13 protein-coding genes are annotated in these 16,070 nt (G+C 63.7%); 8 read left to right on the top strand and 5 right to left on the bottom strand.

Going from position 1 to position 16,070, the window contains the following annotated elements; genetic code table 11:
- The first annotated feature begins 135 nt into the window (after positions 1-135).
- Positions 136-1,020 carry an MOSC domain-containing protein gene (locus F759_RS0103900; RefSeq protein ID WP_027798699.1) on the top strand — a complete coding sequence of 295 codons (885 nt, stop codon included), beginning with the start codon at positions 136-138 and terminating at the stop codon, positions 1,018-1,020.
- A 116-nt stretch (positions 1,021-1,136) separates the two neighbouring features.
- On the opposite strand, the gene cobA is transcribed toward F759_RS0103900, so the two are convergent.
- Positions 1,137-1,916 (bottom strand): uroporphyrinogen-III C-methyltransferase, encoded by a 780-nt coding sequence (gene cobA / locus F759_RS0103895; RefSeq protein WP_027798698.1) that lies wholly within the window; start codon positions 1,914-1,916, stop codon positions 1,137-1,139.
- Between the two features lie 651 nt (positions 1,917-2,567).
- Positions 2,568-2,693, bottom strand: coding sequence for a hypothetical protein (locus tag F759_RS44800; protein WP_274533466.1), 126 nt, complete (start codon positions 2,691-2,693; stop codon positions 2,568-2,570).
- On the opposite strand from F759_RS44800, the gene nirB reads away from it, so the two are divergent.
- From nirB to F759_RS0103850, 5 genes are all read left to right on the top strand, one after another.
- Positions 2,670-5,210 carry a nitrite reductase large subunit NirB gene (gene nirB / locus F759_RS0103880; protein ID WP_027798695.1) on the top strand — a complete coding sequence of 847 codons (2,541 nt, stop codon included), beginning with the start codon at positions 2,670-2,672 and terminating at the stop codon, positions 5,208-5,210. The genes F759_RS44800 and nirB overlap by 24 nt on opposite strands.
- A 33-nt stretch (positions 5,211-5,243) precedes the next feature.
- A complete protein-coding gene (gene nirD / locus F759_RS0103875) occupies positions 5,244-5,597 on the top strand; it encodes a nitrite reductase small subunit NirD (RefSeq protein WP_027798694.1) in 354 nt (117 codons plus the stop codon).
- Positions 5,598-5,933: 336 nt separating this feature from the next.
- Positions 5,934-7,301 carry an MFS transporter gene (locus F759_RS0103860; RefSeq protein WP_027798693.1) on the top strand — a complete coding sequence of 456 codons (1,368 nt, stop codon included), beginning with the start codon at positions 5,934-5,936 and terminating at the stop codon, positions 7,299-7,301.
- A gap of 157 nt (positions 7,302-7,458) precedes the next feature.
- A complete protein-coding gene (locus F759_RS0103855; RefSeq protein ID WP_027798692.1) occupies positions 7,459-8,160 on the top strand; it encodes a type IV pili methyl-accepting chemotaxis transducer N-terminal domain-containing protein in 702 nt (233 codons plus the stop codon).
- Positions 8,161-8,284: 124 nt separating this feature from the next.
- The gene (locus tag F759_RS0103850) at positions 8,285-8,773 is read left to right on the top strand and encodes an MgtC/SapB family protein (RefSeq protein WP_027798691.1); all 489 of its coding nucleotides are present in this window, start codon (positions 8,285-8,287) and stop codon (positions 8,771-8,773) included.
- Between the two features lie 264 nt (positions 8,774-9,037).
- Here F759_RS0103850 and F759_RS0103845 read toward each other — a convergent pair whose 3' ends face one another.
- Entirely contained in the window at positions 9,038-9,403 is a 366-nt protein-coding gene (locus F759_RS0103845) for a hypothetical protein (protein WP_027798690.1), read from the bottom strand.
- A gap of 473 nt (positions 9,404-9,876) precedes the next feature.
- Between F759_RS0103845 and F759_RS0103840 the strand changes: the two genes are divergently transcribed.
- Positions 9,877-10,506, top strand: coding sequence for a glutathione S-transferase family protein (locus F759_RS0103840; RefSeq protein ID WP_027798689.1), 630 nt, complete (start codon positions 9,877-9,879; stop codon positions 10,504-10,506).
- A 153-nt stretch (positions 10,507-10,659) separates the two neighbouring features.
- Here F759_RS0103840 and fabV read toward each other — a convergent pair whose 3' ends face one another.
- Entirely contained in the window at positions 10,660-11,856 is a 1,197-nt protein-coding gene (gene fabV, locus F759_RS0103835) for an enoyl-ACP reductase FabV (RefSeq protein WP_027798688.1), read from the bottom strand.
- Between the two features lie 169 nt (positions 11,857-12,025).
- On the opposite strand from fabV, the gene F759_RS0103830 reads away from it, so the two are divergent.
- Entirely contained in the window at positions 12,026-14,632 is a 2,607-nt protein-coding gene (locus F759_RS0103830; RefSeq protein ID WP_036023597.1) for a penicillin-binding protein 1A, read from the top strand.
- A 23-nt stretch (positions 14,633-14,655) separates the two neighbouring features.
- Here the strand turns inward: F759_RS0103830 and F759_RS0103825 are convergent, their stop codons facing one another.
- A complete protein-coding gene (locus tag F759_RS0103825; protein ID WP_027798686.1) occupies positions 14,656-16,008 on the bottom strand; it encodes an MFS transporter in 1,353 nt (450 codons plus the stop codon).
- Positions 16,009-16,070 lie beyond the last annotated feature (62 nt).

The raw sequence follows: 16,070 nt of genomic DNA, 5'->3' as shown, positions 1-16,070 counted from the left end.
TGACGCACAGCAGGGCTGTTGAAACGCTCAAGTGCCGAACCGATTTACAATCGAGCCTTGATTCAAGACTTGCCATATAAAAACGAGCGAGCGCGTGGTCCGGCGCTCGCGCATCCAACGCCCACGCCCCACATCATGCCAAGCATCAGCGAGCTTTTTGTCTATCCGATCAAATCTTGCGCGGGCATCGCGTTAAACGAGGCGCGCGTTTTGTCGACCGGTCTCGAATACGACCGCTACTGGATGGCCGTCGATTCGAATGGCGCGATGCTCACGCAACGCGCGTACCCACGCATGGCGCTGATCAAGGTGGAGATTGGCGCACAGGAACTGGTGATCCGCGCGCCCGGCATGAGCGAGTTGCGTACGCCACTCGATGCCGCGGAACTCGACACGCGGCCCAAGGTTGCGACGAAGGTCTGGCGCGACGCGGCCTTTGGGCTCGACACCGGCGAAGAATGCGCGACATGGTTCTCCACTTTTCTCGGCGTGCCGGTGCGGCTGTTGCGTTTCGACCCGGAGCGTGAGCGCATTGTCGATCCGGCTTATACGGAGAGCGTGGGCGGCGCCACGACGCATTTCGCCGACGGCTTCCCGCTGCTCGTCATTAGCCAGGCCTCGCTCGACGATCTCAATACGCGGCTGAATGCGAAAGGCGCACCGTCGATTCCGATCGACCGCTTTCGTCCGAACATCGTGTTGAGCGGGCTCGATGCCTACGAAGAAGACTATGTGGAGACGCTCGCCATCAGCGATGCCACAGCGGACAGCGCAGAAGGTGTCGAACTGCGCCTCGTCAAACTATGCGCGCGCTGCCCGATGCCGACCATCGACCAGGCGAAGGGCGAGCGCGATCCCGAATGGCCGAACGAACCGACCGACACAATGAGTGTCTATCGCGCGAACCCGCAGCGCGACGGCGCGATCACGTTCGGCAACAACGCGCTCGTGACGAGCGGGGCGGGCGCATGGCTGCGCGTCGGTCAAACGGTCGAAGCGGAACTGAGCTTCGGCGACTAGCTGCTGTGCGAGCAATGGTTGCAACGGACGCGTTGTCTATCGGCGCGGTGGTGCCGAATTGAAGCCGCTGAAATTAAGCCGCCGAATTGAAGCCGCTGAAGCGAAGCGCACCGGCTTCACGCGGCGCGAGCATGTGCCGCATCATCGCGCGATGCCGCGTCTTGCACCCAACCTGTCTGCATACTTTCACCGATCGCGTTGCCGATCAGAATGACCGCGGGACTGCCGAAGCCCGCATCCGCGGCGTCGGCCGCGAGCCGGTCGAGGCGCGTCACGAGGCGCCGCTCATTGACACTACCGGCCCATTGCACGACCGCAGCCGGCGTATCGGCAGGCAGGCTCGCAAGCAACGCGCTGGCGAGGCTGCCGATGCGCCGCATCCCCATATAGATGGCAAGCGTGGTGCGCGTCGCCGCGAGCGCGGCCCAATCCGGTTCGCCGTGATCTTCGGTGTGCGCCGTGACGAACGTGACGCCGTGGCAATGACGGCGATGCGTGAGCGAGATGCCGAGGCCCGCCGCAGCCGCGAAGCCCGACGAGATGCCGTTGACGATCTCCACCGGAATGCAGGCGTCGCGCAAAGTCGCGAGCTCTTCACCGGCGCGGCCGAATAGCAGCGCTTCGCCACCTTTCACGCGGACCACGTGCAGGCCCTTTTGCGCGTAACGCCTCATCAGCCGTTCGATAAACGCTTGTGGCGTCGAGCGGCAGCCGCCACGCTTGCCGACGCGAATCACACGCGCTTGCGGTGCGAGCGTGACGATCTCCGGGTTCGCGAGATCGTCGAGCAGCACGACGTCGGCGGCTGCGAGCGCCTTGGCCGCTCGCAGCGTGAGCAGATCGAGTTCGCCTGGACCGGCGCTCAGTAGCGTGACCTTGCCGGAGTTCGTGTTCATCGCGATGTCCTTTAGCTTCCCTGTGTGGCCGGCGCCTGGTTGCCGCCGGCGCAAAACAAAAAACGGCGTCCGCTCGTGATGGTCACGAGGGGACGCCGTTGTCCGATGCTGCCGATTTGCCGCTCATTGCTTCGAAGCCTTGCGAGGCACCGCGTTGTGCCTCGCGAGGTGATGCAGTCGTTTGCACCGGCTGCGTTGCCAGAGCGAATGTGATTCGCGTAAAGCTCATGCAAGGAGCAGGCCAGAACGACGCGTGCATCGCCGGCAAGGCATATCCATTTGAGTGAAAGCCCCGACGATGCGGGCTTCAATGCGTCGCCGGCGCATCGCAAGCGGCCCTTGGACGCAGCATCAGGTCCTCCGCATGGCCGCCGCGTGCATCGGCAACACGCCCGCTTTTGGCACGTGCAAAGTGCTGCGTCGCACCATCGCTGTGCTGGCTGCATCGAAATGCATCGTGCGCGTGACTCCTCGCCGGCACGCGCAATTGTCCGCAAAGCCCCGCGCTGCGCGGCGCACGCGCGCATTGACCGCGATTGGCACAACCCTTGCATTTAATGCGGCCATCGGATCAACGTGGATCCGCCGCGAGCGCCACACAAAGCGCTTGCCGCAGTACCTGGTCAGGACAACGGCGTCCCCCGGATTCAGTCATCGACTGGGTTCGCGGGACGCCGTTTTTATTTCCGGCGCCGCTTTGCCGATGACGGCATGGCGGCGACCGAAGCCCAGCACATTGAGGAAGCCGCGGTCATGAAAATCATCGTTATCGGTCACGGGATGGTCGGTCACAAACTGGTCGAGTGTCTGGCGCAAGACGCTGCGCACGGCCTCGACATCACGGTGCTGTGCGAAGAATCGCGTCCGGCGTACGACCGCGTACACCTCTCCGAATTCTTTTCGGGCAAAACGGCGGACGACCTCTCGCTCGTCGAACCGGGCTTCTTCGAGCGCCAGAACGTGCTGCTCAAGCTCAACGCAAAGGCTGTCGCGATCGACCGGGATGCGCGCACCGTGACCGTCTCGACCGGCGAGACGCTGCCCTACGACAAGCTCGTCTTCGCGACCGGCTCATATCCGTTCGTGCCGCCAGTGCCGGGGCGCGAGCGCGCCGATTGCTTCGTCTATCGAACCATCGACGATCTCGAAGCGATGCAGGAATGCGGCGCGCGCTCGAAGACCGGCACGGTGGTCGGCGGCGGGCTGCTCGGGCTCGAATGCGCGAAGGCCTTGCGCGACATGGGCCTGCAAACACATGTGGTCGAATTCGCGCCGCGTCTGATGGCGGTGCAGGTCGACGAAGGCGGTGGGCGCGTGCTGCGCACGAAGATCGAGGAACTTGGCGTGACGGTGCACACGCAGAAGAACACCACGGCAATCGTCGACGGCGAAGAGGGCACGCACCGTATGCAGTTCGCGGACGGCACGCATCTCGACACCGACATGATCGTGTTCTCCGCGGGCATTCGTCCGCGCGACGATCTCGCGCGCGAAAGCGGTCTGACGCTCGGCGCGCGCGGCGGCATCGTGATCGACAACGCGTGCCGCACAAGCGATCCGCACATCTACGCAATCGGCGAATGCGCGCTGTGGAACGGCCAGTTGTTCGGCCTCGTCGCGCCGGGCTACGACATGGCGCGCACGGTGGCAAAGCAACTGCTCGGCGAGCAGGCCGAATTCGCGGGCGCCGACATGAGCACCAAACTCAAGCTGATGGGCGTGGATGTGGCGAGCATCGGCGATGCGCATGGCACGACTCCGGGCAGTCGCGCCTATCAGTTCAGCGACGAGCGCAAGCAGGTCTACAAGAAGCTCGTGATCTCCGGTTGCGGCAAATACCTGCTGGGCGGCGTGATGGTCGGCGACGCGAGCGAATACGGCACGCTGTTGCAGATGATGCTGAACCGGATCGAACTCCCAGAGGCGCCCGAATTCCTGATCCTGCCGCAAAGCGACGGTAAGGCGAAGCCGGGACTCGGCGTCGACGCGTTGCCGGACACCGCGCAGATCTGCTCGTGCAACAACGTGTCGAAGGGCGACCTGTGCGCCGCCGTTTGCGCGGGGGCGACCGACATCGGCGCGCTCAAATGCGCAACCACAGCGGGCACATCGTGCGGCGGTTGCGTGCCGCTCGTCACTCAGGTGATGAAGGCCGAGATGAAGAAGCAGGGCCTCGCCGTGAACAACCACGTATGCGAGCACTTTGCGTATTCGCGCCAGGAGCTCTATCACATCGTGCGTGTGGAAGGCGTGCGCAGCTTCGGCGAACTGCTCGGCAAGCATGGCCGCGGACTCGGCTGCGATATCTGCAAGCCGGTCGTCGCCAGCATTCTCGCTTCGTGCTGGAACGAATTCGTGCTGAAGAAAGAGCACGCATCGCTACAGGACACCAACGACTACTACCTCGCGAACATCCAGCGCGACGGCACCTATTCGGTCGTGCCGCGCATGCCGGGCGGCGAAGTCACACCCGACGGCCTGATCGCCGTCGCTCAGGTCGCGAAGAAATACGGCCTCTACACGAAGATCACCGGCGGCCAGCGCGTCGATCTGTTCGGCGCGCGCGTCGAACAGTTGCCGTTGATTTGGGAAGAGTTGATCGAGGCGGGCTTCGAATCTGGCCATGCGTACGGCAAGTCGCTGCGCACGGTGAAGTCGTGCGTCGGCTCGACATGGTGCCGCTACGGCGTGGGCGATTCGGTCGGCCTCGCGGTCGAGCTCGAAAACCGCTACAAGGGTTTGCGCACGCCGCACAAGATCAAGTTCGGCGTCTCGGGCTGCACACGCGAATGCGCGGAAGCGCAGGGCAAGGACGTCGGCGTGATCGCGACCGACAAGGGCTGGAATCTGTACGTATGCGGTAACGGCGGCATGAAGCCCCGTCATGCCGAACTGATCGCGTCCGATCTCGACCGTGAAACGCTGGTTCGCTACATCGACCGTTTTCTGATGTTCTACGTGCGCACCGCCGACCGCCTGCAACGCACCAGTGTCTGGCGTGAAAGCCTGGAAGGTGGTCTCCAGTATCTGATCGACGTGGTCGTCAACGATCACCTGGGCGTGGCCGACGAACTGGAAGCGGACATGCAGCGCGTGATCGACAGCTACGAATGCGAGTGGAAGAAGGCGGTGACCGATCCCGAAACGCGCAAGCGCTTCCGCCATTTCGTCAACAGCGACCAGGCGGACAGCACCGTGAGCTTCGTCGAGGAGCGCGGGCAGATTCGCCCGGCGACGCACGAGGAACGCCAATCGAAGCTCGCCGCTATTCCTGTCGTAGTCGAGACTGTTTGAACCCTTTCGCGTCATTGAACGAGGAGCTCCGCCATGAGTAACGACCGCTTGCCGCAAACCTGGACACCCGTTTGCACGCTCGACGACATCGTTCCCAATACGGGAGTCTGCGCGCTCGTCAAAGGTGAACAGGTGGCCGTATTCCACGTGAACACGAATGAAGACAAGGCCGCGGTGTACGCAATCGAGAACTTCGATCCGGGCTCGCGGGCCGCCGTGCTGTCGCGCGGACTGATCGGCAGTCTCGGCGAACGCGTGGTGGTGGCCTCGCCGATCTACAAGCACCACTTCGATCTGCGCACCGGCGAATGCCTCGAAACGCCGGCGCATTCGGTGAGCGCTTTCCGCACGCGCGTGGAGAACGGCCAGGTGTGGGTCGCCGTTTGAGCGTCGAGGTTCTTCAACGGTTTCAACTAACTTCTTGAGCGATGTCGACGCCGCACTGAAAGAAGTGTGGCACGGTGCGGTGCCATGAGCGAAGAACAGGCCGGCGAATACGTGAGCCGGCTCGGGCAGGAAAAGCGCTACGCACGCGACGTTTATTCAGCGTGACGCGCGCATCGTTTCAAGCTTTACGGAGCACGCAGTTCAGCATCGAAAAGATGGCCCGCATGGCACAGACGTTGCATATAAATCGCGGGTTCCAACATAGTGATCATTCCGGTGCGTGGCGAAGCATTCGGTCAGCCGAATGATCGAAAATCAGTTTAGTGAGGATGTCTGATGAAAAACGTGATGAGCTCCCTCAAGAGTGGAGACTGGCGCGCGCTAGTAGCGTGTTTCCTTTATTTCGATACCGGCTTCACAGTCTGGGTTCTGTATGGCCCGCTCGCGCCGTTCATCAGCAAGAGCATTTCGATGACGCCCGCGCAGCAAGGTCTGCTGGTCGCGGTGCCCGTGCTATCGGCAGCGATTCTGCGGGTGACGCTCGGCAACCTCTATCAATCGGCGCACGGCAAGCGCATTGCGTTGCTCGGCGTGCTGCTTTCAGCCGTGCCGACCATCGTGTTGCCGGTGCTGCCGTTCGTGCCGTCGTACACGCTGCTGCTGGTGCTCGGCGTGTTCCTCGGCGTCGGTGGCGCGAGCTTCGCAGTCGCATTGCCGATGGCCGGCAGCAACTATCCGCCGAAGGTGCAGGGTCTCGTGCTGGGTCTCGCCGCTGCGGGCAACATCGGCGCCGTCCTCGACGGCTTCCTGTTCCCGCAACTGGCCACGCACTACGGCTGGCAGGTCGCAACGGGCGGCGCACTGCCGTTGCTCGCTATTGCGGGCATCACGCTCTATTTCTGGGCGAACGACTCCGGCGTGAAGACGGGCAGCGTGCTGCGCGCGTTCGGCAGCTTCGTGGTGACGCTCGTCGGTTTGATCGTGCTCGTGCTGCTGGTCGAAGCGGGTATGTTCGGATCGGGCAAGACCGGCGTGCTGCTGTTGCCGGTGATCGGCGCATTGCTTGCGATTGCGGTGCTGCCCAAGCGCTATCGCGCGGTGCTGGCGGAGCGCGATACGTGGGTGATCATGCTCGTTTATAGCATCACGTTCGGCGGTTTCGTCGGCATGTCCTCGTATGTGTCGCTGCTGCTGACCAATCTCTATCAACTGTCGAAGATCGATGCGGGCCTCTTCATGGCGCTTCTCGCCGCAACCGGCGCGCTCGTGCGTCCGCTCGGCGGCCTGATCGCCGACAAGGTCTCCGGTGTGCGCGCACTGACGGTGCTGCTCGCGACGATCTCGCTGTGCGACTTCGTGTTCGCCGCGGTCATGCCTACGCTGGCGGGCGGCATTGCGCTGCTGCTTTGTCTGTACCTCGCCTTTGGGCTTGGCAACGGCGCGACGTTTCAGCTCGTGCCCCATCGCTGGGCCGGCCGCACCGGCTTGATGTCGGGCATCGTGGGCGCCGCAGGCGGCATTGGCGGCTTCTATCTGCCAGTCGTCATGGGCATCGCGAAGGAAAGCACCGGTTCTTATCAGATGGGCTTTGCGACCTTCGGTGCGCTGGCCGCCTGCGCGTTCGTCGCGATCGTCGCACTGCGCCGGCCGTGGATGGCGTGGTCGATGCAATCAGGTGTGATGCACGCTCATGCAACCGAATAGGCGAGCGAGCAGTCAAGCGAGCAGGGCACTGAACAACGCCACCGAGTGCGGCAACCGGGGAATGTAAAAGCGGTAACGCAGCGCATCAACGGCCGCGTCGACGCGCAACGAAGCGCGCGCCGACGCGGCCCGCCGATCTGGATCTTCAGAAGTAAATATGGTCACAACAATAGAACGGATTCAGGTAGCGCGGTCCGAGCCAGCTGAAGCGGATGTGTCCAACGAGGCGTTGAGCTCGTTGATCAACATCGCGGGGCGTCAAAGGATGCTTTCGCAGCGCATCGTCTTCAAGGCGATGCTCGCGCTGCGGGAAAGCGACGGCGCCCTCGCCATCGCGCAAGACACGTTGCGCACGTTTGCGGACAGTCACGCGGCGCTCGTGCAAGGCCGTGACGGCTTACCCGGACTCTTTTCGCCGGCTTTGCGCGATGCTTTTCATGGCAATGGCAATGGACACGGCAACGGGCATGTCGCGAAGAAAATCGCGGACTTCATCGCATTGGCTTCGGCAGCGCTCGATGCGATAGCGCGCAAGTCGCCAAACGCCGAATCCGCGGTGCAGGCATTGATCGCTTCAGCCGATCCGCTGTTGAGCGATCTGCATGGCGTGACGGCCGTCTACGAACAGGAAAGCCGGCGTATTGCGCGGGCCCAGAAGAAAGAACAACAGCAATTGATCGAACGGATCAAGTCGATCGCGAAGGAGGCGCATATCGTGTCGTTCAACGGTCAGATCGTGGCGAGCCGCGCGGACGTAACCGGCCGCGAGTTCGCGGTGGTGGCCGGCGTGATGACGTCGATCACGAAGGAACTGGAAGCAGTGGTGAGCGCATTCGTGAAGAAAACCTCGGGCACGTGATTCGCAATTCGCCGAACGCGCTGCACTGCGTTGCCCGCGGCGCGTCCGCACGTCTTCGCTGATCTCTGCCCACACCGGCGCATCCCGGCTATGCTGGGGTTTTCGCGAACGTCGGGTCAAGCACATGAATACCGGATGGCAGGCCGTGTGGGCGACAGCCAAGGCGGAGTTCTCGGATCTCGGCGATCCGACCGATCTGACGCAAGTGCTGATGCGTCTCGGGCTCGCGCTGATACTGGGCGGCGTGATCGGTTTCGAGCGGGAAATATCACGGCGCGACGCCGGCATGCGCACGCACATGATGGTCGCGGTGGGCGCGGCCTTGTTCGTCGTGGTGCCGCTGCAAGCCGGTTTCTCGCAGGACAACATGAGCCGCGTGCTGCAAGGGCTCGTGTCCGGCGTCGGATTTCTCGGCGCGGGCGCGATCATGAAACTCAGTGCGCAGCGTGAGGTGCGCGGCCTGACAACGGCGGCAAGCCTGTGGCTCAGCGCCGGGGTCGGTGTGGCCGCGGGCCTCGGGCGTGAAGCTACGGCGATTCTCAGCGTGGTGATCGCGTTACTGATCCTGTCGAGCGCGCGGCTCGTTAAGAGCCACATGCCCGACGGCAAATAGCGGTGCGCCGGGTGTTAGAGCTTGCGGCGCGGCGCGACGCGCACAATTGGGCGCATTCAGCGCGGGCATTTTGCGTTTCAACGCGTTGGACCGGAAGACGGGCGCGGTGCGTGATGTGCCCGGTGTCCTGGCGTCTGCGACGCGCGCAACCGAAAATGTTTTTCGCCGGCTGCGCGGCTTGAAGGAGTGGCGAACGCAGCGGGAACACACACGGATCCGTCGAACCGTTCCCGCCGCGCGAGTTTGCGTTTGCCCCCGCAAAAACTAATCCGCCGCCCGCCGATCCGCCAACGCCTTCTCGCAATCCGCGAGAACCTGCCGCACGAGCCGCGCTTGCGGATCGAGTTCGTCGGTATCCAGGATTTCCTCGACGGCGTCGCGCGCCCAGTCGGTGTCGACAAAGCGCGCGTGCCGGCGCGCAATCTCCAGTGCGGTCGCCGACAACTTCGCGATGGAAAGCCAGTCTGCCTCGCGCGCGCGGCGGTCAAGCCATTTGTGGGCGGCCTGGACGTGGAACGCCGCGTCCGGCCAGTCTTCGTTGAGGTAAAAAGCGCCGAGGCTGCCGCATGTGAGCCAGCACAACAGCTCCAGACGGTCTCGCGGACTCAGATGGTGGCGTACATCACTCATGGCGACGCTCGCTGCGGTAAAGTGCTTTCCGGGGGAGGCGGCGTGCGGCCGTCCTCCGCATTGATCAACAATATCACGCAGAATTCACCAGCGGCAATTCCCGGGCGTACCCTGGCGCACGCCGCAATCCCGCAAGAGCGCCTACGCCGGTGCACCGCTGCAGGCGGGCCGCCGGTGCTGTTTTCAGCTGCGTCGTTCCGCCGTTGGATTGCTGTCGGCGTTGGTTTGCGGCTGGCGTTGGTTTGGCGCCGCCGTTGTTTTGGCGCCGCCGTTGTTTACGGTCGTCGTTGTTTTACCGTCGACGTTGTTTGCCGTCGTCGTTTCGCCGCCATCGTTGGTTTGCCGCCGTCGTCGTTTCGCCGTGCCGCCGCCGCGCCTCTATCCCGCCTCTGTCCAGCAGCACGGCGCGCAGCGCGAAATCCCGCGAGGCGCTAACCTGACGCTTCCTTCCCAACCACCGCATCCGACGCGCTATGCTGCAAATCCTCGGCAAGACTTCATCCATCAACGTGCGCAAGGTGCTGTGGACTTGCGTCGAACTGGGGCTCGCGTTCGAGCAGGAAGATTGGGGCGCGGGATTTCGCCCGACCAACGTTGCTGAATTTCTCGCGCTCAATCCGAATGCGATGGTCCCCGTCATCAAGGACGGTGACTTCGTACTGTGGGAATCCAACTCGATCATCCGCTATCTCGCGGGCCGCTATCAGGACGAAAGCGAGTCCCTATACCCAGGCGACCCATGCGAGCGCGCCCGATGCGACCAGTGGATCGACTGGCAGGCGAGCGAACTGAACCGCTCGTGGAGCTACGCGTTCCTCGCGCTCGTGCGGCAATCGCCGGCACATCGCGATGCGCAGCAGATCGAGTTATCGCGGGCGAACTGGGCGAAGCATATGGCGATCGTCGAAGGGCAATTGCAGCATACCGGCGCGTTCATCGCGGGCAACGCGTTCTCGCTCGCGGACATTCCGATTGCGCTGTCGATCAACCGTTGGCTCGAAACGCCGATCGAACACGGCGATCTGCCCGCGGTTGCCGCTTATATGACGCGTCTCGCGGAGCGCGACGGTTATCGCGAGTACTGCCGCAACGGCACGCCGTAAGCGCGGCAGCGGCACAAAACCCAAACGGGAAGGGGAAGGCAACACGCAGGACAAACCGCGCGGCAAAAACGACGCAGGAAAAACGGCGCAGGAAAGCGACGCAGGAAAAACGACGCGGGGCGCGAAGGCCCCGCAACCTAACCCCAATCCGGCTCAGACTTCGACGAGCCGCGGAATCTGCACGTCCGGATCGACGTCGGCCTCGTAATCGACGCCCTCGATTTCAAAGCCGAAAAGACGCAGGAAATCGGTCTTGTAGCCGCTGAAATCGGTAAGTTCGTAGATGTTGTCGTTCGTCACCTGGCCCCACAGCGCCTGAACCTGGTTCTGCACGTCCGGATCCAGTTCCTTGTAGTCCGCGCGCAGACGGCCTTCGTCGTCGATGTGCGGCGCCGCCCCGTAGAGACTGTCCTTGTAGAGCCCGTAGACCTGCTCGATACAGCCTTCGTGCGTGCCTTTCTCCTTCATCACCTTGAAGAGCAGCGACAGGTAGAGCGGCATCATCGGGATTGCGGAACTCGCTTGCGTGACGACCGCCTTGAGCACCGAGACGCGCGCGTCGCCGCCTTTGGCCGCGAGCTTCGCGCGAATGCCGAGCACTTTCTGGTCGAGGTCCTTCTTGGCGGCGCCAATCGAGCCGTTCCAGTAGATGTCGTGCGTGATCTTTTCGCCGAGATAGGTGAACGCGGTCGTCTTCGCGCCGTCCGCGAGCACGCCGGCTTCCAGTAACGCGTCGATCCACATTTGCCAGTCTTCGCCGCCCATCACCGCGACCGTTTGGTCGATTTCGGTTTGCGTGGCGGGTTCGAGCACGGTCTCCTTGATGACTTCCTTGTCCGTGTCGATGCCGCGCAGCTTGACCGCCTTGCCGACCGGCTTCAGCGTCGAGCTGAAAACTTCGCCGGTTTTCGGATGCGTGCGCTTGGGCGCGGCAAGGCTGTACACGACGAGATCGACCTGCCCGAGATCGCGCTTGATGACCTCGATCGTGCGTGCCTTGACTTCGTCCGAAAATGCGTCGCCGTTGATGCTGCTCGCGTACAAGCCTTCCGCGCTCGCGAATTTCTCGAACGCCGCGCTGTTGTACCAGCCGGCCGTGCCGGCCTTGCTTTCGCTGCCGCCGCGCTCGAAGAACACGCCGAGCGTGGCCGCGCCGCAGCCGAATGCGGCGCTGATGCGCGCGGCCAGTCCGTAGCCCGTGGATGCGCCGATCACGAGCACTTTCTTCGGACCGTTGGCGATGGGGCCGCGTGCCTTGACGTATTCGATCTGTTCCTTGACGTTGGCCTCGCAGCCCGTCGGATGGGTGGTTACGCAGATGAAGCCACGCACGCGCGGTTTGATGATCATGAAGCACCTCTTGTCGGAATTGGCGACATTATAGTGGCCCGCGCCGGCTCCTGGCGTGGCGCGCCGGATCGGTCGCCGGCGGCGCAAGCGGCCCGCCCGGCCGCCCGAAAATCGGCCGGCGCAGCACATCTTGGTAGGATTCAGCCTTTTCCAGCAGACGGTAACCAGTGTGAAGCGTCTTATCCCCCTGATTCTGGAGACTCTCGACAGAGGTCTGACCCGCGCGAACCCGCTCATCGCCGGGGCCTGGGCGCATGTGCGGCACGTGCGCCATCCGACCCGCCGCGGCATGCTGAGGGCGTGCGCAGCGCTTCCGCTGTTGTTCGTGCTGTATGTGCTGATCCTGATTCCGTTCACACCGGGCATCGGCGATATTCGCAAGGCCAAGATCGAGCAGCCCGCGCGGATTCTCTCGGCGGACGGCAAACTGCTCGCCGAGTTCAAGCCGTCGAACCGGGAGTGGGTCAAGCTCAAGGACATCTCGCCGAATGTGGTGAACGCGCTGATCGCCACCGAGGACCATCGCTTCTATCAGCATTTCGGGCTCGACTGGCGACGCACCGCATCGGCCGCGCTGCATACGTTTTCGGGCGACCGGCAGGGCGGCTCGACCATCACGCAGCAACTGGCGCGCAATCTCTATCCAGACGAAATCGGCCGCGCGCCGACGCTGACCCGCAAGCTCAAGGAGGCGATCACCGCCTTCAAGATCGAGGCGCTCTACACGAAGGACGAGATTCTCGAAACGTACTTGAACACGGTGCCGTTTCTCTACAACGCGTATGGCATCGAGATGGCGGCGCGCACGTACTTCGACAAGTCCGCGTCGGACCTGAACGTGCTCGAAAGCGCGACGCTCGCGGGCATGCTGAAGGGCAACAGCTACTACAACCCGGTGCTCAATCCCGAGCGTGCATTGCAGCGGCGCAATACGGTGCTCGGGCAGATGGTGAAGTTCGGCAAGCTCATACCCGCCGCGTATGAATCGCTCAAGAAGAGGCCGTTGCGCATCGACTTCGAGCGGCAGACCGAGCCGCCCGGGCCCGCGCCGCACTTTGCGCAGCAACTTCGCAAGTGGCTCGCGGCGTGGGCCGACCGCAACGACTACAACATCTATTCCGATGGCCTCGTCGTGCGCACCACGATCGATTCGCGGCTGCAGACGATGGCCACCCAGGCCGTGATCCTACAGGGCAACCAGTTGCAAGGCATCGCCAACGCGGCGTGGGGCAGCCATGCCGGTTGTTCGAACGGCAAGGATCTGCTCGCGACATTCCTGCGCGAAACGCCCGACTATCGCGCCGCAAAAGACATGGGCCTGACCGACGACGACGCGCTCAAACGGGTGTCGTCCGATCGCAGCCTCGTGCAGTCGGTCTGCGAATCCAAGACGCGCGTGCAGGCCGATTTTCTCGCGATGGACCCGCGCAACGGCCAGATCAAGGCGTGGGTCGGCAGCCGCGATTTCACCCAGGATCCGTTCGACCACGTGCAGCAGGCGCGTCGTCAGCCGGGCTCCACCTTCAAGCCGTTCGTCTACGCGGCGGCCTTCGAGGCGGGCGCGAAACCGACCGACACGTTGCTCGATCAGCCGGTCGAAATACAGCTGGCGGGCGGCGAGGTCTGGCGCCCGAGCGACGAAGACGACCCGACCGAGCGGCCGATCACCCTGCGCGACGCTCTCGCGTATTCGCGCAACCGCATCACCGCGCAACTGATGCAAACGGTCGGCCCCAACAAGGTCGCGCGGCTCGCCCGCGCAATGGGCGTGCGCGACAGCCCGCTGGACGCGGTCCCGTCGCTCGCGTTGGGCACGAGCCCCGTCACGCTGAAGGAAATGGTGTCGGCGTACGGGACCATTGCCAACCTCGGCGGATACGTGGAGCCGGTGATGGTGACGCGCATCGAGGACCGCAACGGCGAAGTGCTGGCCGACTTCGCGCCGGTGTCGCCGCAACAGGAACTGCCCGCCGACGCCGCCCGCACGCTTGTCGACGTGATGCGCGACGTCGTCAGTCGCGGCACGGGATCGGCGATACGCGGACGCTTCGGTGTGCGCGGCGACGTGGCCGGCAAGACCGGTACGACGCAGGGCAACGCGGACGGCTGGTTCATCCTGATTCATCCGCAACTCGTAGCGGGCGCGTGGGTCGGTTTCAACGACAGCCGCGTGACCTTGCGCAGCGACTACTGGGGGCAGGGGGCGCATAGCGCACTGCCGATCGTCGGCGATTTCTTCCAGCGCGCGCAGCGCTCCAGGCTCGTCGACACGCGCGTCAGGTTCGCCACCGAGCAGCAGCCCGGATGGTTCGCCGAGCGTTCCGAGCGGCTGCGGGAGTGGTTCCAGCATCTCTTTCCATCGTCGTCGACGGTGAAGCCCCCGGCGAGCGTGACGGCTCGCAATACGACACGGCGCGCGCCGGTGGCGACGGCTTCGTCCGGGGCGTCGGATGGTGGCATGGCAGCTGGGAGCGCGTCGGCTGCGGCTGCCGGCAGCGCGGTAGAGACTGCCGGCGCGGGATCGCGCGCGCTGCCGCCGTTGCTGCCGACGCCCGGCACGGGTTCGGGTTCGGGTTCGGGTTCAGCTCCAGGTTCGGCAGCGGCTTCCACTTCGGCTCCTGGTTCGGCAGTGGCACTCGGCAGCGAGGCCGTCTTCGGGCAGACACACGGCGCCGCCACGGCGGCATCGGCGCCGACGCCCACACCGGACGACGTCGTGCCGCCGGAGTACATCGGCGCGGACGGTCAAGCTCGCGACGCGGGCACGTCGCCCTGATGGCGAGGCGTTCGCTATGACGGCTAATATTCCGCGACGCGGGGCTGGGCGGATGCGTCCCGTTTCGCCGTGCCCGCCGACGCTTCGAGCGAAGGGTCGTGATGCAGCAGCAGCGCGGCCGCGGCGCCGACGAGCCCCGCTCCCGCGAGACAGAGCAGGCCCGCACCGAAGCCGCCGGTGCTGTCCTTGATCCAGCCCATCGCGTAAGGCCCGAAGAATCCGGCCAGATTGCCGAGCGAATTGATCGCGGCTATCCCGCCCGCGGCCGCCGCGCCCGACAGGAATGCGGCCGGCAAGGTCCAGATAACGGGCAGGCAGCCAAAAATGCCGAAGCCCGCAATCGATAGCGCAATCATTTTCTCGACCGGATTATCGAGCCCCGCCGACGCCGCAATGCCGGCCGCCGCAACCGTCAGCGCGATCGCCACATGGCGCTTGCGTTCGAGCTTGCGGTCCGAGTGGCGTCCCCAGAAAACCATGCTGATTACGCCGACGATATACGGCAGCGACGTCACAAAGCCGGTCTGCAAATTAGTTAGGCCGAAGGCCTTGACGATCTGCGGCAGGAAAAAACTCAAGCCGTAATTCGTTGCGTTGGCACCGAAGTAGATGAGCGCAATTGCGAGCACGCGCCGATTCAGAAGTGCTTCTTTCACGCTGAAAGCATGCGCGGCCTCACGGTGCTCGCGTTCCTGCTTCTGACGCGCGACGAGCCATTCGCGTTCATCGGCGGCGAGCCAGCTTGCGTCGGCCGGCTTGTCGGTCAGGTAAAACCACACCGCGAACGCCAGCAGCAGAGCGGGCAGGGCTTCGATCAGATAGACCCATTGCCAGCCGGCGAGGCCGACGGAGCCGTCCAGCGAGAGCAGGGCGCCCGAGATCGGGCCGCCTATTACCGTCGATAGCGGAATCGCCGCCATGAAATAGCCGACCACGCGGCCGCGATACGCCGCGGGAAACCACAATGTGAGCAGGAAGATGACGCCGGGGAAGAAACCCGCTTCGGCCACGCCCAGCAGAATGCGCAAGCCATAAAACACATACGCGGCCGGCAGCCCCGTGTATTGCGCGATATGTGGGATATACGCCATCGCGCCGGCCAGCAAGCCCCACGTGAACATGATTCTCGCGATCCAGCGGCGTGCGCCGAATTTCTCGAGCAGAAGGTTGGACGGCACTTCGAAGAAGAAGTACGCAATAAAGAAAATCCCCGCGCCAAAGCCGAATGCGCTCGCGGAAAGTCCGAGTGCCTTGTTCATCTGCAACGCGGCGAAGCCAACGTTTACGCGGTCCAGATAGGCGACGAAATAGCAGACGATCAGGAACGGCACGAGCCGAACCGTCACACGTTTCATGGTACGTGCTTCGAGTTCCATCGATGTCTCCTCCAGTTCATTGTCCGGATGGTTCAGAAGATGTCGTTACAGACTAGTCGCTC

Origin of the sequence: Paraburkholderia dilworthii (assembly GCF_000472525.1) — a bacterium.
Classification (GTDB): domain Bacteria; phylum Pseudomonadota; class Gammaproteobacteria; order Burkholderiales; family Burkholderiaceae; genus Paraburkholderia; species Paraburkholderia dilworthii.
The sequence above is the reverse complement of the archived record's forward strand: the minus strand, read 5'-3'. Positions and strand labels throughout refer to the sequence as shown.

Bases quoted from the DNA above. Each gene is read 5' to 3' on its own strand.
- fabV (WP_027798688.1), bottom strand. From the start codon at position 11,856: ATGATCATCAAACCGCGCGTGCGTGGCTTCATCTGCGTAACCACCCAT.
- nirB (WP_027798695.1), top strand. From the start codon at position 2,670: ATGAAAATCATCGTTATCGGTCACGGGATGGTCGGTCACAAACTGGTC.
- cobA (WP_027798698.1), bottom strand. From the start codon at position 1,916: ATGAACACGAACTCCGGCAAGGTCACGCTACTGAGCGCCGGTCCAGGC.
- F759_RS0103825 (WP_027798686.1), bottom strand. From the start codon at position 16,008: ATGGAACTCGAAGCACGTACCATGAAACGTGTGACGGTTCGGCTCGTG.
- nirD (WP_027798694.1), top strand. From the start codon at position 5,244: ATGAGTAACGACCGCTTGCCGCAAACCTGGACACCCGTTTGCACGCTC.
- F759_RS0103840 (WP_027798689.1), top strand. From the start codon at position 9,877: ATGCTGCAAATCCTCGGCAAGACTTCATCCATCAACGTGCGCAAGGTG.
- F759_RS0103845 (WP_027798690.1), bottom strand. From the start codon at position 9,403: ATGAGTGATGTACGCCACCATCTGAGTCCGCGAGACCGTCTGGAGCTG.
- F759_RS0103860 (WP_027798693.1), top strand. From the start codon at position 5,934: ATGAAAAACGTGATGAGCTCCCTCAAGAGTGGAGACTGGCGCGCGCTA.
- F759_RS0103900 (WP_027798699.1), top strand. From the start codon at position 136: ATGCCAAGCATCAGCGAGCTTTTTGTCTATCCGATCAAATCTTGCGCG.
- F759_RS0103850 (WP_027798691.1), top strand. From the start codon at position 8,285: ATGAATACCGGATGGCAGGCCGTGTGGGCGACAGCCAAGGCGGAGTTC.
- F759_RS0103855 (WP_027798692.1), top strand. From the start codon at position 7,459: ATGGTCACAACAATAGAACGGATTCAGGTAGCGCGGTCCGAGCCAGCT.